Here is a 24,564-nt window from a genome sequence, read left to right on the forward strand (position 1 = left end):
CCGGTTCAGCTCATGCTTCAAATCCGGCAGCTACAGCAAAACCCCTTCATGCGCGTTTTTTGTGACACTATTATTTACACTTACGACCGGTTCACCACTTTTTGAATCGCGGCTGACGGAAATCCGGTGCGTGGTGCCGTTCACGCGCACTTCGGCCGAATAGCCCGGCCATTCGGAGGGCAGGACGGGGCGGATCAAGAGCTTGTCGCCTCTCTTGCGGATGCCGAGGATCCCTTCGACGCCGGCGCGGTAGAGCCAGCCGGCGGAGCCCGTGTACCAGGTCCAGCCGCCGCGGCCGGCAAGCGCGCCCTCACCATAGATATCGGCAGCAACCACATAGGGCTCGACACGATAATGCTCGGCGTCCACCTGGCTGAGAGCATGCGACACGGGGTTGAGCATGCGGAAGGTGCGCCAGGCCTCCTCCGCCCGCTCCTGAGCAGCGAATGCCAGCACCACCCAGGTGGCCGCGTGGGTATATTGACCGCCGTTCTCGCGCACGCCCGGGGGATAGGCCTTGATGTAGCCCGGGTCCTGCTTCGTCGTCTCGAGCGGCGGCGTGAACAGCCGGACGATACGCTTTTCGGGATCGACGAGCTCCGCCATCACGGCATCCATTGCGCGCAGCGAGCGCTCCTTGTCGCCCTCTCCCGAAAGTGTGCTCCAGGATTGCGCGATCGAATCGATGCGGCACTCGCCGTTCTCCGCCGATCCGAGCGGCGTGCCGTCGTCGTAATAGCCGCGGCGATAGTAGTCGCCGTCCCAACCTGCCTGTTCGAGCGCATCCTTCAGTGCTTCGAGATGCCGCTCCCATAGCGCCACGCGCGGCTTGTCCTTCCGGGCACGGGCATAGGGCAGGAACGCGCGCAGGGTGCCGGCCAGGAACCAGCCGAGCCAGACACTCGTGCCCTCCCCGGCCTCCCCGACCCGGTTCATGCCGTCGTTCCAGTCGCCGCCGAGAATGAGCGGCAGACCGTTGGCACCGGTCCGGTGGATGGCGAGATCGAGCGCACGGGCGCAATGCTCGTAGACGTCGCCCACCTCGTCGGCCACATCCGGCTTGTAGAAGCTGTCGTGCTGGCCCTCTTCCAGAGCCGGCCCGGTGATGAAGGGAACTTTCTCCTTGAGGATGTCTTCCTCGCCGGTGACGGCGCAATAATGCGCAACCGCGTGTGCGAGCCACACCACGTCGTCCGAGATCATCGTGCGGACGCCCGCGTCCGTTCCGGGCAGCCACCAATGCTGCACGTCGCCTTCGACGAACTGCCGCGCCGCGGCATTGAGAATCTGCGCACGGGCAAGCGCCGGCCGATGGATGAGGAAGGCGAGCGTGTCCTGCAGCTGATCGCGGAAACCGAAGGCACCGCTTGCCTGGTAGAAGGCCGAGCGTGCCATGATCCGGCAGCCGAGCGCCTGGTAGGGCAGCCAGTGGTTGATCATGTGGTTGAAGGCCCGATCGGGCGTCTCCACCTTCACGACTCCGGTGAAATCACCCCAGAACGCCTTCGCCGCCTCGAGCGCGGCGCCGAAACTGTCCGCCCTGAGTTCCTCCAGGACGGCTCGCACCTGATCGGAATTGTCGGCATCACCGAGGAAGAAGGTGACCTGTCGCTCCACGCCGGCCTCGACGGTGATATCCGTCGCGAGCGCCGCGCAGGCATCCCCGTCCACATCCGTCGATCCGGTGAGCTCGGCGCCTGATATCACTGCCTGCGGCGCGAGGATTCCTCCGGCCCGGCCAAGGAATTCCCGCCGGCTCGCCGTATAGCCGGCGATATCGCCGTCGCTGGCGAAGAACGCGCACCGGCCCGGATAATCGATGCTGTAGGGATTGGTGGCGACGAGCGTCTTCGCGCTTTCGTCCCACTCGCTGAGGACGAAGGGCGCGGTACGGCTGCGATTGTTGCCGAGCACCCATTCCGCATAGCCGTAGACGCGCAGCTTGCGCGCGGCCGAACTGCGGTTGCGGATCGTCAGCCGTACGAGCTTGGCCGGCAGGGTCCTGTGGACCGTATGCATGGCCTCGATCTCGAGCTCGTCCTGTGTGCTGAGAAAGCGCGAATAGCCGAGGCCGTGACGCGTTTCGAACAGGGCGGACTTGCGCCGCGACAGTGCGGCATAGGGCGTCAGCACCGCGCCGGTTGCCATGTCGCGCACGAAGATCGCCTCGCCCGGGCGATTGACGACCGCGTCGTTGGTCCAGGGCGTCAACTGATAGTCGCGCGAATTGCGGCTCCAGGAGAAGGCCGCACCTTCGGCGGAGACATGGAAGCCGAACTGCTCGTTGGAGATGACGTTGATCCAGGGCTGCGGCGTCGCCTCGCCTCCGCGCAGCCGCACGGCATATTCTCGGCCGTCCTCGGCAAAGCCGCCGAAGCCGTTCCAGAAATCCAGGTCGCCGCCATCGAGTTCGACCGCCGTCCGCGCGTCGGCCTCCCGTATCACCGGCAGCAGCATCTCGGCGCCCTCCTCCTTCTTTTCGGAAGATTTGGAGTAGAGCGATGTGGCGCGGGCTATCTGATCCGAGATCGTGCCGTTGCGCGCATGGAAGACGGCGCGGGATGCCGAGATCAGCGTCGACCAGGTTTCCGGTTCCATAAGGTCCCGGCGCACCGCAAATATGTGCTGGCGCGGGCCGTCCGAAAGGCCGCGAAGCCTCAAATTCTCGCACATCGAGTCGAGCGTGTGCTGCAGGTCCTGCGCGTAGGAGGAGGCGCGCTCGTTGACCACCACCAGATCGGCGGTGATGCCGCGAGCTCTCAGATATTCCTGCGCCCGCAAGGCCTCGCGGGCGATGCCGAGATCGCCGTCGTCGTTGATCCTGAGGCAGAAGATCGGGAAATCGCCGGAGATCGCCAGCGGCCACAGCGCCGATTGCGAGGCGAGCCCGGTCTTGACGGTCTCCGCGTCGGCGCGAAGGTGCATATCCGGATAGACGAGATAGCGGCCGAGCATCTGGAAGCTCGCGGCCTCCTTCGAGGTGATCCCGACATGGCGCATCTGCACCTGGCTGCGGGTCCAGGCATGGATGAGCTCGTGATTGAAGGTTTCCGGATGCCGGTAGCGGTCTATCGCCCGGTCGACGCCTTCCCTGTCCGGGGCGGCGATCGTCCAGAAGATGACGCTCACTTTCTTGCCCGCCGGCACGCGTACGACGCGGCGGAGCGACATGATCGGATCGAGCGTGAAGCCGTCGGTGCCGGAAAGCGTGGCGCCCGGGTCGAATGCGGCCGCCTCGGCAAGCGTGCGGCCCTGGCCGAGGAAGCGCCGGCGATCGGTTTCCGCCTGCGTGTGGCGCTCGCTGCCGGCATTGTCGGTGACGAGATGGGCGACCTCGATGTCCGGATCGCCGGGGCTGCGCTTGTTGCGCGAGACCCATATCACGTCTCCGTGACGGCTGATCTCGGTGCGCAGGAACATCTTCGAGAAGGTCGGGTGCGAGCTGTCGGCATCGTCCATCGCAAGCACCGGCTCGGCATAGGAGGTCACCTCGATGAACCGGTCTTCCGTGCCCGTGTTGAGCAGGATAACCCGGCGGCCTTCGGCATCGTGCTCGGTCGCGACGATGCATTCCACCTCGCTTGTCAGATCGCCGACGGTCTTGACGAATTCGGCCTTGTCGTCGCCGAAGCGGGTAACGGTCTTTTCGCCCGGCGCACGCCGGGGCTCGGCCGTGGCCGACCACCAGTCACCCGTCACCGTGTCGCGAAGGAAGATGAAGGTCCCCGTCCTGTCCTCTACCGGGTCCGGAGTCCATCTCGTGACCGACTGGCCGTTCCAGCGGGCATAGCCCGCCCCGGTCGCCGTCAACATGACGGAGTAGTGACCGTTCGACAGAAGCACCGTCTCGCGGTCCTGATTGATCGGGTCTTCGACGACGCGGACTTCGGGGCGCAGGAGATCGGCCTGCCCCTTGCCCAGCGCTTCCGGCTCGCGCTTGGCGGCCATGACCGGGATGTCACGCGGGGCCTTTTCCTGCAGGAGGAGTTCGGCGGCCTCGATGACGGGATCGGCGTGGAACCACTCGCGCAGCTGCCCGTTGAAGACGACATTGGCGACCGCGGCGACCGACATGCCGTGATGATGGGCATAATAGTTGCGCACGACGGCGCATTTCTGGCCTTCCGGCACGCGCGTCGGCGTGAAGTCGACGGCGTCGTGATAGCCGTAGGCCCCAAGCGCACCGACCTCCCGGAGCCGCGCCAGATTGGCAAGCGCCGATTTCGGATCGTACATGCAGGCGAGAATGGACGCGTAAGGCGCGATGACGGCGTTCTGCCCGAGGCCGCGCTTCAGGCCCAGCGTCGGCACGCCGAAGTTCGTATACTGGTAGGTCAGCTCGTGGTCGCGCGCATTGAAGGCCGCCTCGGAAATGCCCCAGGGCGTTCCGAGCCGCCGGCCGTGATTGATCTGCTCCTGGACTACCAGATTGTTGGTCTGGTTGAGGATGCCGCCCTGCCGCTCCTGCATGACGAGCGGCGGCATCAGATATTCGAACATCGAGCCCGACCAGGAGACGAGCGCACCGCGCGCGCCGATCGGCACGATCGGGCGGCCGAGCTTGTACCAGTGCTCGGTCGGCAGATCCCCCTTGGCGATCGCGAAAAGGCTCGTCAGCCGCGCCTCGGAGGCGAGCAGGTCGTAGCAGGCCTCGTCGAGCTCATTGGCGTTGACCCGGTAGCCGATCGACAGCAGCCGCCGCTCCGGCCGGAACAGGAAGCTGAAGTCCATCGAGAAGGCGATGTCGCGCGCGCGCTCCTTGAGCACCAGCAGACGCTGGCGCAGAGCCTCGATGGCACCGAGGTCGAAGACGCCGTCGGCGATATGCGCCTCGCAGGCTGCCACCAGCGAGCCCGCCCATGTCGCCACTTCGCCGCTCTGGACGGTGCGCACCTCATGGTCGAGATTGACCGTCAGCTTGTGCATGTCGCGTGCGAGCACCGCGAGGTTGATCACCCGGATGGAGGCGAATTCGCGCTCGCGCTTGACCGCCGCAAGTGCATTCTGGAAGCCGGCGATGCGTTCCTCGACCAGACGCCTGAGCGGCCGTACGGTCTTGCGATCGTCGGGAAGCTCGTTCAACGCCTCCTTCAGAATCGCCGCGACGTCGCCGATGCCGTCGAGATTGCCCTGGACGTGGGCGGAGGGCGCTTCGGCCCATTCGCGGCACATGGACGAGACCGCGATCAGGTGTCCGGCGAGGTTTCCGCTGTCGACCGAGGAGACATAGCGCGGCTCCATCGGTTCGAGGCCGCGCGTGCGATACCAGTTGAAGAGATGTCCGCGATATTTCGGCATGCGGTCGATCGTGGCAATCGTCTGCTCGAGGCGCGTGATCGTCTCCTCGAAACCGATCCAGCCGAAGGACCGGGCCGACATGACCGACAGGAGATAGACGCCGATATTCGTCGGCGAGGTTCGCTCCGCGAGCACCGGCTGCGGCGTTTCCTGGAAGTTGTCCGGCGGCAGGAAGTTCTGCTCGGCAGTGACGAACGCCTCGAAATAGCGCCATGTCCGCCGGGCGATCTTGCGCATCTCCTCGATCGCCTCCTCGGAAACGACGAGCTGGTCTTCGGTCTCGGCGGACTGGCTGACGAACCAGGCGACCGCCGGCGAGGCGGCCCAGATAAGGGCAAAGGGCAGCCCGATGAAGGGCAGCCCCGTATCGGAGATGGCTGCGAGCGCCAGCGACACGAGCGCAAGCGCCGGTGCCGTCCACATCGCGCGGAAGTAGTCGCCGATCGAACCATGGCCGGCGCTCTGCACCTGCGCGGCGGTGCGCCATTCGAGCATCAGCTTGCGGCTGACGAAGGTGCGATAGAGCGAGCGCACGATCGCATCCGCCATCATCGCGGCATTATGGGCGATGAAGACGATGCGCAGCGCGACCTGCGCGTTTGCGGCGCGGATGTCCAACAGCACCGTGTGGAGATGCGCACGCGCGACGATGTCGTTGCGCCGCGGCATGATCCCGGAAATCAGCGACAGCGTCGGCGCGACGAACAGGCTGAAAATCAGCACGAGCTGCCAGATCAGCGCCGGGGTCGGCTCCATGTAGTACCAGCCCATGACCGAGGCGGCGAGCCAGGCGACCGGAATGAGCGAGCGGCGCAGATTGTCGTACATCTTCCAGCGCCCGAGCATCGACAGGCCGTTCTTCGGATTGAAGATATACGGCAGCAGCTGCCAGTCGCCTCGCGCCCAACGATGCTGGCGCGACATCTCGACCTCGTAGCGGATCGGAAAATCCTCGACGAGCTCGATGTCGGTGACCAGCGCGCAACGCGCATAGGAACCTTCGAGAAGGTCGTGGCTGAGCACCGCATTTTCTTCGATCCTGCTCTTGAGAGCAGCCTCGAAGGCGTCGACATGATAGAGGCCCTTGCCGGTGAAGCTGCCTTCGCCGGCAATGTCCTGATAGACGTCCGAAACGGTGAAGACGTAAGGGTCGATGCCGCGATTGATGGTGAAGATGCGCTGGAAGGCCGAGGCCTCGCTGCCGGTGGTGAGCGACGGCGTCACGCGCGGCTGCAGGAGGCTGTAGCCGGTCACGACCTCCTGTGTCCTCGGATTGACGACCGGCCTGTTGATCGGGTGATAGAGCTTGCCGACGAGCTTGGTCACCGCGTCGCGCATGAGACGCGTGTCGGAGTCGAGCGTCATCACATATTGCACGCCCTCCGGCACCATGTTGGCGCCCTGAAGGAAGGAGGTATCGCGGTCGCCGCGAAGCAGCAGGTTCAACTCGTGCAGCTTGCCGCGCTTGCGCTCCCATCCCATCCACACGCCCTCGGCCTCGTTGTAGAGGCGGCGGCGGTGCAGCAGGAAGAAGCGCGTCTTGCCGTCATAGGCATAGCGGGCAGAGAGAGACGCAATCTCGCGCTTGGCATATTCCAGGACATCCGTGTCGGCGGGCGCCTCCTCCGACTTGCTGTCGGCCCAATCGCTCAAGAGCGCGAAATAGATCTCGCCGCGCGGATTGGCGAGATAGTGAACCTCGAGGTTGCGCACGAGCTCGTCCACATGGTCGCGCTTGGCAATCAGGCAAGGCACCACGACCAGCGTGCGTGCGTCCTCGGGTATTCCGTCGAGAAACTCGTAACCGACGAGCCGCGAGGGTTTGGCGAACAGCGTGAAGACCGTGTTGAACAGGCCCATCGCGCCTTCGGAGGCAGGCAGCGCGAAGAGCAGGAGCATGATCAGCTTCGCGCCGCTCGGAATATCCATCGGGCTGACGAAGGCATAGACGACGATCATCGCCAGGATCGTCAAGAGAATGTTCGGCCCGGCTATGGCGAACCAGTCGAGCTTGCGCACCGACCGGATGAGGTGCTGGAAGATCGAGGGCGAATAGCCGATCCTCTTCTCGAGCGCCAGGCGCTGCTTGCCGACGAGGAAGGAGCCGACATTCGGCTCCTGCAGAGGCGCTTCGACGGCCGCGGCGGCCTTCGCCTCCTCGACCATCTCGATCGCGATCTCCGTGACTTCGTGCTCGCTGTGGCCGGAGCGGCGGGCGAGCTTCTCGATCGTGTCGCGATATGTGTTGCGCGATCCGAAATCGAGCGCCGCATAGTCGGACCCTTCGCGCAGCGTCGCATCGATCTTGCTGACGCTTTCGAACCAGACGGCCCAGTCCGTGTCGTCGATCTCGCGCAGGCTGCGGATGATATTGCTCATCGTCGCGTTGCCGGACGAAAGGCGGTTCTGCTCCGCTACCAGCGCCTCCTCGACATCGGTGCCGCGCCTCTCCAGCCTCTCCTCGATCCAGGCGATGACGGCACCCGAGCTCTGCGAACCGTCACGCATGCGGTAAAGGAGCTGTGCGATGAAGGTGTTGTCGGCGGCGAGCGCCTCGGACTCCACCAGAAGTGTCCGGCAGCCTTCCGGATCGTTCAGCCGGATGAGCTGGTCGGCGACCTCGTTCGCCTTCCGCCGCATGCCGCGCGAGCGCTCGACGCGGATGGCGATGCGCCTCAGATTTTCGATGAGGACGAAACGCAGGATCGACGGCAGCGCCCACAACTCGCCGATCTTGAGGGTCTCGTGCTCCTGGAAGCCCTCCACCATCGCGGTGATGCTTTCCCGCGTGACGGTACTATGGGTATGGGCAACGTAAAGCCAGGCAAGCGCCATCGTGCGCGGGATGACGGTTCCGGAGACCGAGAGGGTCGGCAGTTGCCGGTAGAACCGGCGCGGAAAGTCGCGCCGTACCTCCTGGATCGCCTCTTCGACGACGTGGTGGTTGTCGAGCAGCCATTCGGCTGCAGGCGTAATCGAGGCGCCGGCTTCCACGTCGGCCGCGGTCGCCCGGTAGACGCGCAGGATTTCCTTTTCGTTCTCCCGGTGGCGGGCGCGAAATTCGAAAGGAAAGAAGCCCGGCAGAGCGGATGTGTCTTTTTCGGCGAGGCTCGCGCCGCATGCTCGCAGGTCGTCTATCGAGAAATAGGTCGAGCGGATCGAATCGTTGTAATCGATCTGCTTCGCTTCCGGTTCGCGCGGTAAATTGGACTGCGTTGTGTTCTGGAGCATGGGTACGGATTCTGGTTCCACTCGGGACTGATCGGCCCGGTTGTCGTTGTTCTGCCGGTGTGGCTGCGACCCCGAGGATGCAGACGGCGCCGGCACGTTTCTAGACACGGTCATGTGCCCTCCTTCGCCGTCATCGTCCCGGGAAGAGAGTATCGGTGAAGGCAGGCGCCGAACGCAAAGCCGGCGGCGCGCTGGATTTCACGGCCGCGTGGTGCATGAAGATGGCATTTTTTAGCCGTGATGTCAGCAGCTTGCAAGGAATGCGAGCATCGCCCGCAGCCGGCTCCGGAGACCCGCACCGCGCGGAACCCGGCCAGCCGGCAAGCTCCCTCGGTTCGATGGATATCTCTGTCAAAATCCGCCCCTTCCTGGTGTAAGCAGCATCATATCCGCAGGCTGAGATCCGCAGGCCCTCGACCGGGCTTGTCACCGCGACCGATCAACCGACCTGTTCGGTGATCCACTCCCGGAAAGCGCGGCTGATCGGATTTTCGAGCTTGCCTTCCGGAATGGCGAGATAATAGCTGTTCTCCGTCTGCATCGGTCGATCGAGAACGATCCGCAGGGTGCCTGCGGTAAGTTCCTGCTCGATCAGATAGCGAGGTAAAAGGGCAAAACCGAGACCTGCAGTCGCCGCCTCGATTACCATCGAGAATTGATCGAAGCGGTTGCCGCGATAGGCGCCGTCCTGCTCGACGCCGTTTGCCTCGAACCATTGCGCCCAGAGCTTGGGCCGCGTCGCCAGATGCAGCAGCGGGGCGCCGCCGATGTCCGCAGGCGCCTCCACCGGATGCACCGAAAGAAGGGCCGGGCTGGCTGCCGGCACGATGACTTCGCTGCAGAGGTAGTTGCAAATGGCCCGCGCCCAGACGGGCTGGCCGTAATGGATCGCGAGGTCGAAGTTCTGCTCTTCGAAGTCGAACGGCTCAGAGCGGGAGGCGATATTGACGACGGTGCCCGGATGGCGCCTCAGGAAATCGGGCAGGCGAGGCACCAGCCAGCGGCTGCCGAAGGTCGGAAGCGATGCGATGGAGAGGCTCGAGTCGGCCCGCGCCGACGCCATGGCGCGCACCATCAGCTCTTCGGTCTGGTTCAGAAGCCGGCGCACTTCCGGCAGGAATTTCTGCCCCGCATCGGAAAGAATGACCCGCTGGCGTACCCGCTCGAAGAGCAGCACGCCCAGCTGGTTCTCGAGATCCTTGATCTGCCGGCTGACGGCGCTCTGCGTGAGATTGAGCTCCGCGGCGGCCTGGGTGAAACTGCCGTGGCGCGCCGCGCATTCGAAGGCCTGCAGCGTCGTCACGTCGGGAACCAGTCGGCGGCTCAACTTCATTCCAGCCTCGCATCAACATAGTCAGAAGCAGCGCGATCCAAGCTCAGAGCCTTCCGATATGATCAGAATTAAGAATGACCTTGTCCTTCATCCATAGCGCGAGGCGAGCCCCAGTGAAAGAGAATAGTTTCGTATCCGCCGACGATATTCGCTCGGCCTTTTCCGCTGCGATGTCGTTGATGTACCGCGAGGAAGTGCCGGCCTACGGCACGCTGATGGAGCTCGTCGCCAGGGTCAACGGTGAAACGCTCTCGGCCGACGCCACCCTGAAGGGGCGCCTGGAAGCGACCGATTCGCTCGAACGCATTTCCGAGGAGCGTCACGGCGCGATCCGTCTCGGCACGCCGGCGGAGCTTTCGATGATGCGCCGGGTATTTGCCGTGATGGGCATGTATCCGGTCGGCTACTACGATCTGTCGACCGCCGGGGTGCCGGTCCACTCCACGGCCTTCCGGCCGGTGGGCGACGCGGCTCTGAAGCACAACCCCTTCCGCGTCTTCACCTCGCTTCTGAGGCTCGACCTCATTTCCGACGAGGCCCTTCGCGCCGAGGCGGAGGCGATCCTGAAAGAGCGCCGGATCTTTACATCCGGTGCGGTCGAGCTTACCGAAAAGGCCGAGCGGGACGGCGGCCTCGACAAGGCCGATGCCGAGCGTTTCGTCGCCGAAGTGCTCGAGACCTTCCGCTGGCACGACGAGGCGAATGTCAGCGCCGGCATGTACGAGCGCCTGCACGATGCGCACCGGCTGATCGCCGACGTGGTCTCCTTCAAGGGGCCGCATATCAACCATTTGACGCCACGGACGCTCGATATCGACCGCGTCCAGGCGCTGATGCCGGAATATGGCATTGCCCCGAAGGCCGTCGTCGAAGGACCGCCGACACGCAAATGCCCGGTCCTGCTTCGCCAGACGTCCTTCAAGGCGCTCGAAGAGCCGGTTTCCTTCCGCGACGCCGACGGCAGCTGGAAGACCGGCTCGCATACCGCCCGCTTCGGCGAGATCGAGCAGCGCGGCATCGCATTGACGCCTGAGGGCCGAGGTCTCTACGACCGGCTGCTCGACGAATCGCGCAAGATCGTACGCCCGGCCGCCGATGGTTCAAACGCCAGGGAATACGAAGCGGCCTTGGCCCAGGTCTTCGAGGCGTTCCCCGACAGCTGGGCGGAGCTCCGCGAGGCGGGCCTCGGCTATTTCAGCTACTCCCTGACGGATAAGGGCCGGCGGACGAAGCTGCCCGGCCGGCGCGATCTCAATTCCCTGATCGCCGACGGCCTCGTTCAATTCGATCCGATCGTCTATGAGGACTTCCTTCCGGTCAGCGCCGCCGGTATCTTCCAGTCGAACCTCGGCGACGGTGCGCAGCAGGAATTCGAAGCGAGCCCGAACCAGAAGCGCTTCGAGACCGATCTCGGCGTCGCCGTGCTCAACGAATTCGATCACTATGCCGGCATCGAGCAGGCATCGATCGAAGGCTGCCTCAAGGCGCTTACCGCCGCCATGGCAGCGGAGTGATACGCCGGCGATGATTGACGAGCACCATATCGACGCATTGACGAAGCTCCTCGGCGACAAGGGCGTCGTCACGCGTCGGGAGGACATGGAGGCTTACGAGGCCGGCGCACGCTACGACCGCGGCCGCGCGGCGGCCGTCCTGCGTCCGGCAACGACGGAAGAGGTCTCGGCCGCCGTCGGTTACTGCGTCCGCAGCGGCATCGCCCTCATCCCCCAGTCGGGCAATACGGGCCTCGTCTCGGGATCGACGCCGGACGAGTCCGGCAGCGAGGTCGTTGTCAGCCTCGACCGGCTGACCCGCCAATTCGCGCTCGACCTCGACAATCGCTCCGTGCGCGTCGATGCCGGCTTCCGCCTGTCCGAGCTCAATCGGCGCCTGGAGGAACACGGCCTGTTCTTCCCGATCGATCTCGGCGCCGACCCGCGGATCGGCGGCATGATCACCACCAATACCGGCGGCTCGCGCTTCCTCAAATATGGCGACGTGCGCCGCAACACGCTGGGTCTGAAAGTGGTCCTCGCCGACGAGGCGGGCACGGTGCTCGACCTCGGCTCGGACCTGCGCAAGAACAATACCGGCGTCGACTGGAAGCAGATCTTCATCGGCACCTCGGGCGCCTTCGGCATCGTCACCGAATGCGTGCTCAATCTCGAGCGCCTGCCGAAGCAGACGGCGACCGCCTTCCTCGTGCCGGCGAGCGGCGCGCATGTCCTGCCGCTCCTGAAGGCCATGGAAGAGCGGCTCGGCGCCTATCTCTCGGCCTTCGAGGGAATGTCGAGGAACGCGATCGCCGCGGCCTTCGCCCATGTGCCGGCGCTGAAAAACCCCTTCCAGGGCGGCAAGGTCCCCGACTACGTGATCCTCGCCGAAATCTCCCGCACCTCGAGCCCGCGCGAAGGCGAGCAGCCGCTCGACGCGGTTCTCGAAAGCGTGCTCGCGGAGATATGGGAGATGGAAGAGGTACTGCTCGCCGATGCACTCGTCGGCCCGCCGCACGAGATCTGGGCGCTGCGCCATGCGCTTTCGGAGGGCGTAAAACACCTCGGCAAGCTGATCGCCTTCGATCTCTCCTTCCGCAGGGGTGACATCATGGCCTTCTGCGACCATATGAAGACGGAAATGCCGGAAAAATTTCCGGGCGTCACGGTCTGCGATTTCGGCCATATCGGCGACGGCGGCGTTCACTTCAACCTGGTCGTCGCCAAGGATAGTCCGCTACTGGCCGATGCGACCTTCGAGCAGCGACTGCGCAATTGGGTCTTTGCGGTGGCGGTCGAGCAATATCACGGCAGCTTCAGCGCGGAACATGCGCTCGGCCGCCGCAACCAGGCTTTTTACGATCTCTACACGCCGGAAAAACTGAGGAACATGGCGGCCGGCCTCAAGACGCTCACCTCGCCGGGCAAGCTCGGCAGCGTGCGCTTCGGTTAGGTCATCGCGCCAGTTACAAGACGGGAGTCACCACATGAACATTGCAGCCAAGAAAATCGATGTCGCGAGCGAGGCAGCCGCGCTCCTCGATAAAATGGGCGTCGCCAAGGACCTCTACACCGGCGGCGACATGCCGTCCTTCAGCCCGGTCACCGGCGAGAAGATCGCAAGTCTCAAGACCGTATCTGCCGCTGAAGCCGCCGGCAAGATCGAGAAGGCCGACGAGGCTTTCCGCGCCTGGCGCCTCGTACCGGCGCCCAAGCGCGGCGAACTCGTCCGGCTACTCGGCGAGGAACTGCGCGCCTTCAAGGCCGATCTCGGTCGCCTCGTCTCGATCGAAGCCGGCAAGATCCCGTCCGAAGGCCTCGGCGAGGTGCAGGAGATGATCGATATCTGCGATTTCGCCGTCGGCCTTTCCCGCCAGCTCTACGGCCTGACGATCGCCACCGAGCGTCCCGGCCACCGGATGATGGAAACCTGGCACCCGCTCGGTGTCGTCGGCATCATTTCCGCCTTCAACTTCCCCGTCGCGGTCTGGTCTTGGAATTCAGCGCTCGCGCTCGTCTGCGGCGACGCCGTCGTCTGGAAGCCGTCGGAAAAGACGCCGCTTACCGCGCTCGCCTGCCAGGCGATCCTGGAACGCGCAATCGCCCGTTTCGGCGACGCTCCGGAAGGCCTGTCGCAGGTCCTGATCGGCGACCGGGCGATCGGCGAGGTTCTCGTCGACCATCCGAAGGTGCCGCTGGTTTCGGCGACCGGCTCCACCCGCATGGGCCGCGAGGTCGGTCCGCGGCTTGCCAAGCGCTTCGCCCGTGCGATCCTGGAACTCGGCGGCAACAATGCGGGCATCGTCTGCCCGTCCGCCGATCTCGACATGGCGCTGCGCGCCATTGCTTTCGGGGCTATGGGCACCGCCGGGCAGCGCTGCACGACCCTGCGCCGCCTCTTCGTCCATGAAAGCATCTACGACCAGCTCGTGCCGCGCCTGAAGAAGGCCTATCAGTCGGTTTCGGTCGGCAACCCGCTGGAATCGGCCGCACTCGTCGGCCCCCTCGTCGACAAGGCGGCCTTCGACGGGATGCAGAAGGCGATCGCCGAGGCAAAGAACCATGGCGGAGCCGTCACCGGCGGCGAGCGCGTCGAGCTCGGCCACGAGCACGGTTACTACGTCAAGCCGGCACTGGTCGAAATGCCGAAGCAGGAAGGCCCGGTTCTCGAGGAAACCTTCGCGCCGATCCTCTACGTCATGAAGTACAGCGACTTCGACGCGGTGCTCGCCGAGCACAATGCGGTTGCCGCCGGGCTTTCCTCCTCGATCTTCACCCGTGACATGCAGGAATCGGAACGCTTCCTCGCAGCCGACGGCTCGGATTGCGGCATCGCCAACGTCAATATCGGTACCTCCGGCGCCGAGATCGGCGGCGCGTTCGGCGGCGAAAAGGAGACCGGCGGCGGCCGAGAATCCGGCTCCGACGCCTGGAAGGCCTATATGCGGCGCGCCACCAACACGGTGAACTATTCGAAGGCTCTGCCGCTGGCGCAGGGCGTCTCTTTCGACATCGAATAATCGAACAGGATCGGCCATGACCATCAATGCAACGGTCAAGGAGGCGGGCTTTCAGCCCGCCTCGCGGATTTCCTCGATCGGAGTTTCGGAAATCCTGAAGATCGGCGCCCGCGCCGCCGCCATGAAGCGCGAAGGCAAGCCGGTGATCATCCTCGGCGCCGGCGAGCCGGATTTCGACACTCCGGAACACGTGAAGCAGGCCGCCTCGGATGCGATTCACCGCGGCGAGACGAAGTACACCGCACTCGACGGCACGCCGGAACTGAAGAAGGCGATCCGCGAGAAATTCCAGCGCGAGAACGGGTTGGCCTACGAGCTGGACGAGATCACGGTCGCGACCGGCGCCAAGCAGATCCTTTTCAACGCCATGATGGCCGCGCTCGATCCGGGCGACGAGGTCATCATTCCGACGCCCTACTGGACCTCCTATTCGGACATTGTCCAGATATGCGAGGGCAAGCCGGTCCTGATCGCCTGCGACGCATCTTCCGGTTTCCGCCTGACGGCGGAAAAGCTGGAGGCGGCCATCACGCCGCGGACCCGATGGGTGCTCTTGAACTCGCCCTCCAACCCCTCGGGCGCCGCCTACAGTGCGGCCGACTACCGGCCGCTGCTCGAGGTACTTCTGAGGCACCCGCATGTCTGGCTGCTTGTCGACGACATGTATGAGCACATCGTCTATGACGGTTTCCGCTTCGTCACCCCGGCGCAGTTGGAGCCGGGCCTGAAGAACCGTACGCTGACCGTAAACGGCGTCTCGAAGGCCTATGCGATGACCGGCTGGCGGATCGGCTATGCCGGTGGCCCGCGCGAACTCATCAAGGCGATGGCCGTCGTCCAGAGCCAGGCGACCTCATGCCCCTCTTCGATAAGCCAGGCGGCTTCGGTCGCGGCGCTCAACGGGCCGCAGGACTTCCTGAAAGAACGGACCGAGAGCTTCCAGCGCCGCCGCGATCTCGTGGTCAACGGCCTGAACGCGATCGACGGCCTCGACTGCCGCGTTCCCGAGGGTGCCTTCTACACCTTCGCCGGCTGCGCCGGCGTGCTCGGCAAGGTGACGCCATCAGGCAAGAGGATCGAAACGGATACGGACTTCTGCGCCTATCTTCTGGAAGACGCCCATGTCGCCGTCGTCCCGGGCTCGGCCTTCGGCCTCTCACCATTTTTCCGCATCTCCTATGCAACATCGGAGGCGGAGCTGAAGGAGGCGCTCGAACGAATCGCTGCGGCTTGCGAGCGGCTTTCGTGAGCGGCTCGAATTGCCCCTCAACCGCCTGCCGGCACCTTCTCCCCGTTCCACGGGGAGAAGGGACTCGTGGCGCTCGCTCGTAACACCGCAACGGCTTCGGCAGGAAGGGAGTAGCCCGCTTGTCCCTTCTCCCCGTCAGAACGGGGAAGAAGGTGCCGGCAGGCGGATGAGGGGCGTTCTTTCCCCTTCAAAACGTCGGCGGCGTACAGGCGCTGATCACGTCGCAGGGCACCGGTCCGATACAGCGAAAGCGGTGCGGCCGCCGGCTTTCGAAATAATAGGCGTCGCCCGGCCCGAGGATGCGCCGCTCGTCGTCGACGGTCACTTCGAGCCGGCCTGAAAGCACGATGCCGCCTTCCTCGCCCTCATGCACCAGCGGCACCTTGCCGGTATCCGCGCCCGGCTGGTAGCACTCCTTCAGGATCTGAAGGCTGCGGCCGAAAAGGTTGTCGCCGATCTGGCGATAGGAGATCGGTCCCTTGCCGATCTCCACCAGTTCCTCCGCCGCATAGAAAGCCCTGCGCGACTTCTCCGGCTCGAAGGCGAAGAACTCCGCAAGCCCGATCGGTATACCGTCGAGGATACGCTTCAGCGCCCCGACCGAGGGGTTCGATGCATTCGATTCGATCAGCGAGATGGTGGAGTTTGTAACCCCCGCCCGTTTGGCGAGTTCGCGCTGGGAAAGCTTGTGCCTCAGCCGCACCTGCCGCAGGCGGCTGCCGATATCGACGCTCATAGCGAACTCCGGTGTTGATGTTGTTTGAAATAGCGAAACTCTATCAAACTCCCTCATGCAAATACAACGGCTTAGATGACCTTAGAAAAGGACTTGTTCGGAAATCCAAATCATGGCGTCAATCGGCTAACGACAGGAGGATGCCATGAACGCCCACAACAAGCCCAACGCTCCGGTTCTCGACAGCTACTGGATGCCCTTCACCGCCAACCGCCAGTTCAAGGCGGCACCCCGGCTGCTCGCCGCCGCCGAGGGCATGCACTACACCAGCGTCGACGGCCGGACGGTTCTCGACGGCACCGCCGGCCTCTGGTGCGTGAATGCCGGGCACGGCCGCCGGCAGATCGCCGCCGCGGTCGAGCGGCAGCTTTCGACCATGGACTTCGCGCCGTCCTTCCAGATGGGTCATCCGATCGCCTTCGACTTCGCCGAGCGGCTGGCCGAGATCGCGCCCGGCCCGGTTGGCGCCAAGCTCGACCGGGTGTTCTTCACCGGCTCGGGCTCGGAATCCGTGGACACCGCGCTGAAGATGGCACTTGCCTATCAACGTTCGATCGGCCAAGGCACGCGCACCCGCCTCATCGGCCGCGAACGCGGTTATCACGGCGTCGGCTTCGGCGGCATCTCCGTCGGGGGCATCGTCAACAACCGCCGCGTCTTCCCGCAGCTTCCCGGGTCCGACCATCTGCGCCACACCCATGATCCGGCGAAGAACGCCTTCGTCAAAGGGCAGCCGGAGCATGGTGCGGAGCTTGCCGACGACCTCGAAAGGCTCGTGGCGCTCCACGGCGCCGAGACGATCGCCGCCTGCATCGTCGAGCCAGTCGCCGGCTCGACCGGCGTGCTGGTCCCGCCGAAGGGCTATCTCGAGCGGCTGCGCGCGATCTGCGACAAGCACGGCATTCTCCTGATCTTCGACGAGGTGATCACCGGTTTCGGCCGGCTCGGTGCGGCCTTTGCGACCGACTATTTCGGCGTCACGCCGGACATCGTCACCACCGCAAAGGGGCTTACCAACGGTGCGATCCCGATGGGCGCTGTCTTTGCCAGCCGCAAGGTGCACGACGCGCTGATGCACGGCCCCGAAGGCCAGATCGAGCTCTTCCACGGCTATACCTATTCCGGCCATCCGGCCGCCTGTGCCGCCGGCATCGCCACGCTCGACATCTATCGCGACGAGGGCCTGATGACGCGCGCCGCCGAAATCGAGGGCGACTGGCACGAGGCGATGCATTCCATGAAAGGCCTGCCGCACGTCATCGACATCCGCACCATCGGCCTCATCGCCGGCATCGAGCTCCAGTCGCGCGACGGCGCGCCCGGCGCTCGCGCCTATGACGTCTTCGTCGATTGTTTCGAGCGGGGCCTGCTGATCCGCGTCACCGGCGACATCATCGCCTTCTCGCCGCCTCTGATCGCGGAAAAGCAGCATTTCGGCGAGATCGTCTCGATCCTCGCCGATGCGTTGAAGCGGGTGAAGTAACAGCGGTTCGCGCGGAATGACCCCTCCCACGGTTGCGGAGGGGCAATTTCAGGCCGTGCCATCCCCTTCCAGAAGTTCAGCGTATCAGGATCGCCCGCAGATCATTGACATTCGTCCCCGTCGGGCCGGGCACGAAGAGGTCGCCGCTGGCCGCGAAGGCCGTCCAGGCGTCATGGCCTGCGAGATGCGAACGGGGATCGGCGCCTGCCGCCCGCATCCGGCCAATGCTTGCGCCGTCGGCAAAGGCGCCGGCATTGTCCTCGGATCCGTCGATGCCGTCGGTGTCGGCGGCAAGCGCATCGATACCGCCGATGCCGTCGATGTCGAGCGCGAGCGACAGGAGGAATTCGCTGTTACGTCCGCCCTTTCCGTAACGTTCGCCGGAGATCGTCACCGTCGTCTCGCCGCCGGAAAGCAGCACGACCGGCTTCGAAAAGGGACGGTTGCGCGAGGCCACTTCCCGCGCGAGCGCCGCATGCATGCGGCCGATGTCGCGCGCCTCGCCCTCGATCGCATCCGACAGGATCATCGCCTCGATGCCGCTTTCCCGCGCCCGTGCCGCCGCCGCTTCCAGCGAAACGCTCGCCGAGGCGATGACGTGGACTTCGTTGCCGGCGAATGCAGCATCGTCGGGCCGGGGTGCTCGCGCCGCATCGGAAGCGAGATGCGCCGTCACCCGTTCGGGCAGGGCGATAGCGTATCGCGCGACGATCTCGCGCGCCTCTTCGAGGCCGGATCGGTCGGCAACCGTCGGGCCCGAGGCGACGAAGGCCGGATTGTCGCCGGGCACGTCGGAGACGACGAGGCTCACGACCCGCGCCGGCGCGGCGGCAAGTGCAAGCCGCCCGCCCTTGATCCGCGAGACATGCTTGCGGACCACATTCATGGCGGAGATCGGCGCTCCGGAGGCAAGCAGCGCCTTGTTGACGGCGATCTCGTCCTCCAGGGTCAAGCCGCCGGGCGGGGCCGGCAGCAGAGCCGAGCCGCCGCCGGAGATGAGCGCCACCACGAGATCATCCGCCGTCAGTCCCCCGACCGTTTCGAGAAGCGCCGCGGAGGCGGCAAGCCCCGCCTCATCCGGCACCGGGTGAGCCGACTGCAGGACCCTGATCCGCCCGCATTTCTCGACGGGCCCGTGGCGGGCAACGACGGCGCCTGCGAGCGGCCCGTCCCAGAGCCGCTCGAAAGCGGCCGCCATCTGGCTTGCGGCCTTGCCGGCGCCGACCACGATCGTGCGGCCCTTCGGCCGCGCCGGAAGGTGCGCCCGAATGGCTGCTTCAGGATCGGCCGCGGCGACGGCGGCCTCGAAGAGGGATATGAGAAAAGGGCGCGGCTCTATTGACGTCATGGAATCAGACCGGGATTTCTGGATAAAGACGAAGGCACCTTGGACGCCGCCTTCAGCCGCCGCAACGATTTTTCGAACGGCCGCCCGAAACTGCAACGCCCGATCGCTCCTTCAGCGGACCTCCGCGCGCGCCCGCGGGCGCATGTCGTTGCGCTCGTGCTGGAACACGGCCGGGGGCAGCGGCGGCAATCTGCGGATGATGTCGGCCCCCTTCTCGCCCATCATGATCGTCGGGCCGTTGGTGTTGCAGGATGGGACCCGCGGCATTACCGAGCTGTCGCAGACGCGCAGGCCCTCGATCCCGCGAACCTTGAGCTCCAGGTCGACCACCGCCGCCGCGTCGGTCCCCATCTTGCAGGTGCCGACCGGGTGGTGGTCGGTCTTGGCGTTGGCGCAGCCATAGTCGAAGAGCTGCTCGTCGGTGCGGATGCCGTTGCCGGGCAAACGTTCATCGAGGACGAACGGCTTCAGCGCAGGCTGCTGCATGATTTCGCGCGCGATCTTCAAACCTTCGAGCGACATCTGCCGATCGTGCGGATCCTCCCAGTAGTTCGGATCGATCAGGGGTGCTGCCGCCGGGTCGGCCGAGGAGAGCCGGACGGTGCCGCGCGAGCGCGGGTGCAGATAGGCGGAATTGAGTGTGACCCCGGCATTCTTGAGCCGCGCGACCCCGGCCTCGATGCCCGAACCGAGGCCGAGATGGAACTGGATGTCCGGCGAGCGGGCATTCGGATCGGCATACCAGAAGCCGCCGGTCTCGAAGAGAGACGAGGCGACCGGGCCGGAGCGGAAGAGCACATATTGCAGTCCGGCCCAGAGCGTGCGGTGCAGCCTGGCGACGCCGTCATAGGTATGATCGCCGGTGCATTCGGAGATGACGAAGAGATCCAGATGATCCTGGAGATTGCCGCCCACACCGGGGAGATCGTGCCTGACCTCGACGCCGACGGAACGAAGGTGATCGGCCGGGCCGATGCCGGACTGCAACAGCAGCTTCGGCGAACCGATCGCACCCGACGAGACCAGCACCTCGCGATCGGCACGAATGATCTCGCTGCCCCTCCCCGTCACGACTTCCACCCCTACGGCGCGCCTGCGCTCGAGCATGATGCGCGCGACGCGGGCGCCGGTGCGAACCGTCAGATTCGGGCGATCCTTGATCGGCGAGAGATAGGCGAGCGAGGCGGAGGACCGGCGGCGGTTGCGCTGCGTTAGCTGATAGAAGCCGACGCCCGCCTGTTGCCTGCCGTTGAAGTCGTGGTTGTAGGGAATGCCGAGTTCCTGACCGGCGCGGATATAGGCGTCGCAGATCGGCAGCGCCGAAACCGGCATGGAAACGCCGAGCGGACCGCCATAGGAATGATAGTCGTCGGCGAAGCGCTGATTGTCCTCGGCGCGCTTGAAATAGGGAAGCACGCTGCGATAGTCCCAGCCGGCGCAGCCCTCCTCACTCGCCCAGAGGTCGTAGTCGGCCGCATTGCCGCGGGTATAGAGCTGTGCATTGATGGAAGAACCGCCGCCGATCACCTTGGCCTGGGTATAGCGCAGCACCCTGCCCTTCATGTGCTTCTGCGGCACCGTGTGCCAGCCCCAGCTGGCGACCCCCTTGGTCATCTTGGCGAAGCCGGCCGGCATGTGGAACAGCGGATTCCAGTCGCCGCCGCCGGCTTCGAGCAGCAGCACCCTGACGTCCGGATCCTCGCTCAGGCGATTGGCGAGCACGCAGCCGGCCGGACCGGCCCCCGTGATGATGTAGTCGTAGGTCATTCCCATGTCCTCAAAGTCACGCGCTTCGGCCCGGTATCAGCTATCGGGCCCCTCATCCGGCTGCCGCCACCTTCTCCCCGCAGGCGGGGAGAAGGGACTCGCGGCAACCGCTCGCCACCATCTCGTCGGCGCACGTCCCCTCTCCCCGCCTGCGGGGAGAGGGTTAGGGTGAGGGGCAAATCTCACGACCGGCGAGAGGAAAATTCACAACCGCCCGATCGAGAGCCCTCCATCCGCCTGGATGACAGAGCCTGTGGCGAAACCGAACTGCCCGCCGGCGAGGCCGGCGACGATATTGCCGATGTCCTCGGGTTCGCCCCAACGCCGCATCGGCACCAGACCGCTTTCAATCAGACCGTCGTATTTGCCGGAAACCGCAGCCGTCATGTCCGAGCGGATGATGCCGGGACGGACTTCGAAGACCGCGATGCCGGTCTCGGCGAGCCTCAGCGCCAGGCCCTGGCTGAAGGCCGCAAGCCCCGCCTTGCTCATGCAGTAGTCGAGCCGCTCGGGCGACGTCATCGCGGCCGAGACCGAGGTGATGTTGATGATCGAGCGCGACGCTCGAGCGTCGCTCGCGAGCATCGCCTTCACAACGGTCTGCGTGAAAAACACCGTGCCGCGCAGATTGACGCCGACGATCGTGTCGAAATTCTCCGGCTTCAGATCGAGAAAATCGCCGCGCACGATGGAGGCGATGCCGGCATTGTTGACGAGGCAGTCGATCCGGCCGAATTCCGCGACGGCAGCGTCGACGGTCGTCTGATGGCTCGAAAGGTCGGCAAGATCGGCGCGCAGGAAGATCCCCCGGGCGCCGAGCCCGTTGAGTTCGGCGATTACGGGAGCGACACCCTCCGCATCGCCAATGCCGGTGATGGCGATGTCGAAGCCGCTCGCCGCGAGTGCCCGGGCGATACCGAGCCCGATGCCGCGGCGGCCGCCGGTGACGATCGCGACGGGGCGTGCCTTCTCGGTCATGACCGCAGATCCTGTTTCACGATATGGTCGGCGACACGCAGCGCCTGTGCCGCGACGGTCAGCGCCGGATTGACGGCGGCGGAGGTCGGCAGGAAGCCGGCATCGACGATGAAGAGATTCGGATGATCGAAGGCGCGGCAATAGACGTCGAGCGGCGCCTGCCCGGGATCATTGCCGATCCGGACCGTGCCGCACTGGTGCGAGGGCGTCCGCTTGTCGAAGGCCCGTGCGAGCACGATCGGGAAGCCGGCTTTCTTCAGCACCGCCTTCAGCCTGGCGACGAGGTCGAGATGGGCCTGCCAATTGGTGCGCACCCATTTCAGCACAACGCGCTCGCCGTCTACCATGACGCGGCTTTCCGGTGACGGCAGGTCCTCGCTCATGGCGTAGAAGTCGATGCCGCGGGCGGACACCCGGTTTAGCAGCCATTCCGGCATGGCCGGCATGTTCGCCTTCAGTATCGCGCCGGAAATGCGGCCGAGAAGCTGGACATTGCCGAGCGGCGGCCCGCCCGCACCGTCGGAGAGATAGAAGTCGTTGAGGCCGAAGGTCTTCTGATAGACCGAGTCGTTCCGATACCAGGGGCTGAGCGCGATGACGGCGCTCGAATTGTGGTTCATGAAATTGCGGCCGACCTGATCGGACCGGTTGGCAAGCCCGGTCGGGTTGCTGTCGTCGGCCGAGCGCAGGAGCAGTACGGCCGACTGCACCGCGCCGGCGCAGAGGATGACGAGCTTCGGCGAAAGACTGTGCTCTGCCCCCTCCCTGGCGTAGAGCACGGTTTCGATCGCCTTGCCGTCCGGCCCGGTTACGAGCCGGGTCACTCGCGAGCCGGTCTGCAGCCGCACATTCGGAAATTTCAGCGCCGCCGCCAGCGCCGCCGTTTCGGCATCCATCTTGCCGTCGGACGAGTTCGGATGCGCGTCCCACGGCGTCTTGCCCTTGGCGAGCCAGCGCTCGATATCGACGCCGAGCGGCAGCGAATAGGGATGGAGGCCGATCTCGGCCAGGCGCTCGCGGACCATGGCGATCGCAGGCTCGTCCGGCACCGGGCCATGGGGATAGCCGCTCGAATGAGCGGGCTCCGTCGGGTCCTCGCCCAATTTGCCTCGCACTTGGTAAAGCTGCTCTGCCCTGGAATACCACGGCTCGAGTTCCTCATAGGAAAAGGGCCAGGCCGGGGAGACGCCGTCCCGATGCTGCATCTCCTCGAAATCCTCCCGGCGATAGCGGGTCAGCACCGCGCCGTAGAACTTCGAATTGCCGCCGACATTGTAGTAATTGCCGGGATTGAAGCCGGGGCCGCCGGCCTCGTACCAGGTCTCCTTCGGGCGGAAATGGCCGCGCTGGAAGATCGCCCGTTGGTCGCGATTGACCGGCAGGTCCTCGATATGCGAGCCCGCTTCGAGGATCAGTATCTCGGCGCCCGAGGCAGCAAGGCCCGCAGCGACCGTTGCGCCGCCGACTCCCGATCCGATGATGACGATATCCGGCTGGCTCTCCATCGTCTTCCTCATGCAATCCGCTTTTCGCTTTGCGGGTCGAAGAAGACGGCCTTGTCGAGGTTGAAGGCGAGCCGTGACGTCTGGCCGGGCGCGATGCGCGCATCGGCCCTGAGCCTTGCGACGATTTCCTTGCCGCCGAGCCTCGTCACGGCAAAGGTATCGGAGCCGGCCGGCTCGACCACCTCGATCAGGCATTCGCCTTCGGCGACGAATTGCGCATTGCGGTCCGCCCCGTCCGGGTCGGTGAGCGCTTCCGGACGGATGCCGAAGACCACCTCCTTGCCGGCATAGGCGGAGAGCGCGCCGTTATGCGGCACGGCGAGTCTCAAGGGTTCGGCATTCGGCCGCGCCAGCGTCACCGAGACTTGCGAGCCTGCGGTCTCTATCTGCGCTTTGAGCAGGTTCATCGCAGGCGATCCCATGAAATCGGCGACGAACATGTTGGCGGGGTTGTTGTAGATCTCCGCCGGCGTTCCGAATTGCTGCAGCACGCCGTCCTTCAGGACGGCGATCTTGGTCGCGAGCGTCATCGCCTCGATCTGGTCGTGCGTCACATAGACGATGGTCGTCTTCATGCGGTGATGCAGCCGCTTGATCTCGGTGCGCATGTCGACGCGCAGCTTCGCGTCGAGGTTCGAGAGCGGCTCGTCGAAGAGGAAGACCTGGGGATTGCGCACCAGCGCCCGGCCCATGGCCACGCGCTGACGCTGGCCGCCGGAAAGCTGGCTCGGCTTGCGGTCGAGCAGATGGCCGATCTGCAGCATGTCGGCCACCTGCTTGATCGCCTTCTCGCGTTCCTCCTTCGGCACGCCGCGGATCTCCATGCCGAAGGCGATGTTCCCGGCCACAGTCATGTTCGGATAGAGCGCATAGGACTGGAAGACCATGGCGATGTCGCGCTTCGACGGGTGCAGCCCCGAAACCGAGCGGCCGTTTATGGCGATGTCGCCCGAGGTGATCGGCTCCAGGCCGGCGATCGTGTTCAGAAGCGTCGACTTGCCGCAGCCGGAGGGGCCGACCAGCACGAGGAAGCCGCCTTCTTCGATCTCCAGGTTGATGTCCTTCAAGATCTCGAGAGCACCGTAGGATTTGCGCAGATTGGTGATCTTCAGAAACGACATGG

At 65.0% G+C, this 24,564-nt stretch carries 14 protein-coding genes; 6 read left to right on the forward strand and 8 right to left on the reverse strand.

Going from position 1 to position 24,564, the window contains the following annotated elements:
• Nucleotides 1–30 precede the first annotated feature (30 nt).
• Entirely contained in the window at nt 31–8,529 is an 8,499-nt protein-coding gene (ndvB, locus tag PZL22_RS17755; RefSeq protein ID WP_411974194.1) for a cyclic beta-(1,2)-glucan synthase, read from the reverse strand.
• 155 nt (nt 8,530–8,684) lie between these two features.
• On the opposite strand from ndvB, the gene PZL22_RS17760 reads away from it, so the two are divergent.
• Nucleotides 8,685–8,906: a hypothetical protein gene (locus tag PZL22_RS17760; RefSeq protein ID WP_003535216.1), complete on the forward strand. Its 222-nt coding sequence runs from the start codon at nt 8,685–8,687 to the stop codon at nt 8,904–8,906.
• A gap of 62 nt (nt 8,907–8,968) precedes the next feature.
• On the opposite strand, the gene PZL22_RS17765 is transcribed toward PZL22_RS17760, so the two are convergent.
• A complete protein-coding gene (locus PZL22_RS17765; protein WP_003535214.1) occupies nt 8,969–9,862 on the reverse strand; it encodes a LysR family transcriptional regulator in 894 nt (297 codons plus the stop codon).
• A gap of 113 nt (nt 9,863–9,975) precedes the next feature.
• On the opposite strand from PZL22_RS17765, the gene hglS reads away from it, so the two are divergent.
• From hglS to PZL22_RS17785, 4 genes are read left to right on the forward strand one after another with little or no spacing between them, the layout of a single operon-like run.
• Nucleotides 9,976–11,376: a 2-oxoadipate dioxygenase/decarboxylase HglS gene (gene hglS / locus PZL22_RS17770; RefSeq protein ID WP_003535212.1), complete on the forward strand. Its 1,401-nt coding sequence runs from the start codon at nt 9,976–9,978 to the stop codon at nt 11,374–11,376.
• Nucleotides 11,377–11,386: 10 nt separating this feature from the next.
• The gene (locus PZL22_RS17775) at nt 11,387–12,808 is read left to right on the forward strand and encodes an FAD-binding oxidoreductase (RefSeq protein ID WP_003535210.1); all 1,422 of its coding nucleotides are present in this window, start codon (nt 11,387–11,389) and stop codon (nt 12,806–12,808) included.
• 34 nt (nt 12,809–12,842) lie between these two features.
• A complete protein-coding gene (gene amaB, locus PZL22_RS17780) occupies nt 12,843–14,375 on the forward strand; it encodes an L-piperidine-6-carboxylate dehydrogenase (protein ID WP_003535207.1) in 1,533 nt (510 codons plus the stop codon).
• A 16-nt stretch (nt 14,376–14,391) separates the two neighbouring features.
• Nucleotides 14,392–15,624, forward strand: a complete 1,233-nt coding sequence (locus PZL22_RS17785) for a pyridoxal phosphate-dependent aminotransferase (RefSeq protein ID WP_003535205.1) — start codon at nt 14,392–14,394, stop codon at nt 15,622–15,624.
• 187 nt (nt 15,625–15,811) lie between these two features.
• Here PZL22_RS17785 and PZL22_RS17790 read toward each other — a convergent pair whose 3' ends face one another.
• Nucleotides 15,812–16,360: a type II toxin-antitoxin system RelB family anti-toxin gene (locus PZL22_RS17790; RefSeq protein ID WP_003535203.1), complete on the reverse strand. Its 549-nt coding sequence runs from the start codon at nt 16,358–16,360 to the stop codon at nt 15,812–15,814.
• A 145-nt stretch (nt 16,361–16,505) separates the two neighbouring features.
• On the opposite strand from PZL22_RS17790, the gene aptA reads away from it, so the two are divergent.
• Nucleotides 16,506–17,843, forward strand: a complete 1,338-nt coding sequence (gene aptA / locus PZL22_RS17795; protein WP_015007996.1) for an omega-aminotransferase AptA — start codon at nt 16,506–16,508, stop codon at nt 17,841–17,843.
• A gap of 76 nt (nt 17,844–17,919) precedes the next feature.
• On the opposite strand, the gene PZL22_RS17800 is transcribed toward aptA, so the two are convergent.
• From PZL22_RS17800 to PZL22_RS17820, 5 genes are all read right to left on the reverse strand, one after another.
• A complete protein-coding gene (locus tag PZL22_RS17800; RefSeq protein WP_003535199.1) occupies nt 17,920–19,287 on the reverse strand; it encodes a glycerate kinase type-2 family protein in 1,368 nt (455 codons plus the stop codon).
• Nucleotides 19,288–19,302: 15 nt separating this feature from the next.
• Nucleotides 19,303–20,958, reverse strand: coding sequence for a GMC family oxidoreductase (locus PZL22_RS17805; protein WP_003535198.1), 1,656 nt, complete (start codon nt 20,956–20,958; stop codon nt 19,303–19,305).
• A gap of 204 nt (nt 20,959–21,162) precedes the next feature.
• The gene (locus PZL22_RS17810; RefSeq protein ID WP_003535871.1) at nt 21,163–21,936 is read right to left on the reverse strand and encodes a 3-ketoacyl-ACP reductase; all 774 of its coding nucleotides are present in this window, start codon (nt 21,934–21,936) and stop codon (nt 21,163–21,165) included.
• Nucleotides 21,933–23,453, reverse strand: a complete 1,521-nt coding sequence (locus PZL22_RS17815) for a GMC oxidoreductase (RefSeq protein ID WP_003535872.1) — start codon at nt 23,451–23,453, stop codon at nt 21,933–21,935. The genes PZL22_RS17810 and PZL22_RS17815 overlap by 4 nt, the downstream gene beginning before the upstream one ends.
• Complete coding sequence (locus PZL22_RS17820) at nt 23,450–24,562, reverse strand: ABC transporter ATP-binding protein (RefSeq protein ID WP_003535873.1); 1,113 nt, start codon at nt 24,560–24,562, stop codon at nt 23,450–23,452. Before PZL22_RS17820 ends, PZL22_RS17815 begins: the two co-directional genes overlap by 4 nt.
• Nucleotides 24,563–24,564 lie beyond the last annotated feature (2 nt).

Source organism: Ensifer meliloti (assembly GCF_030064585.1).
In the GTDB taxonomy this organism is placed as follows: domain Bacteria; phylum Pseudomonadota; class Alphaproteobacteria; order Rhizobiales; family Rhizobiaceae; genus Sinorhizobium; species Sinorhizobium meliloti.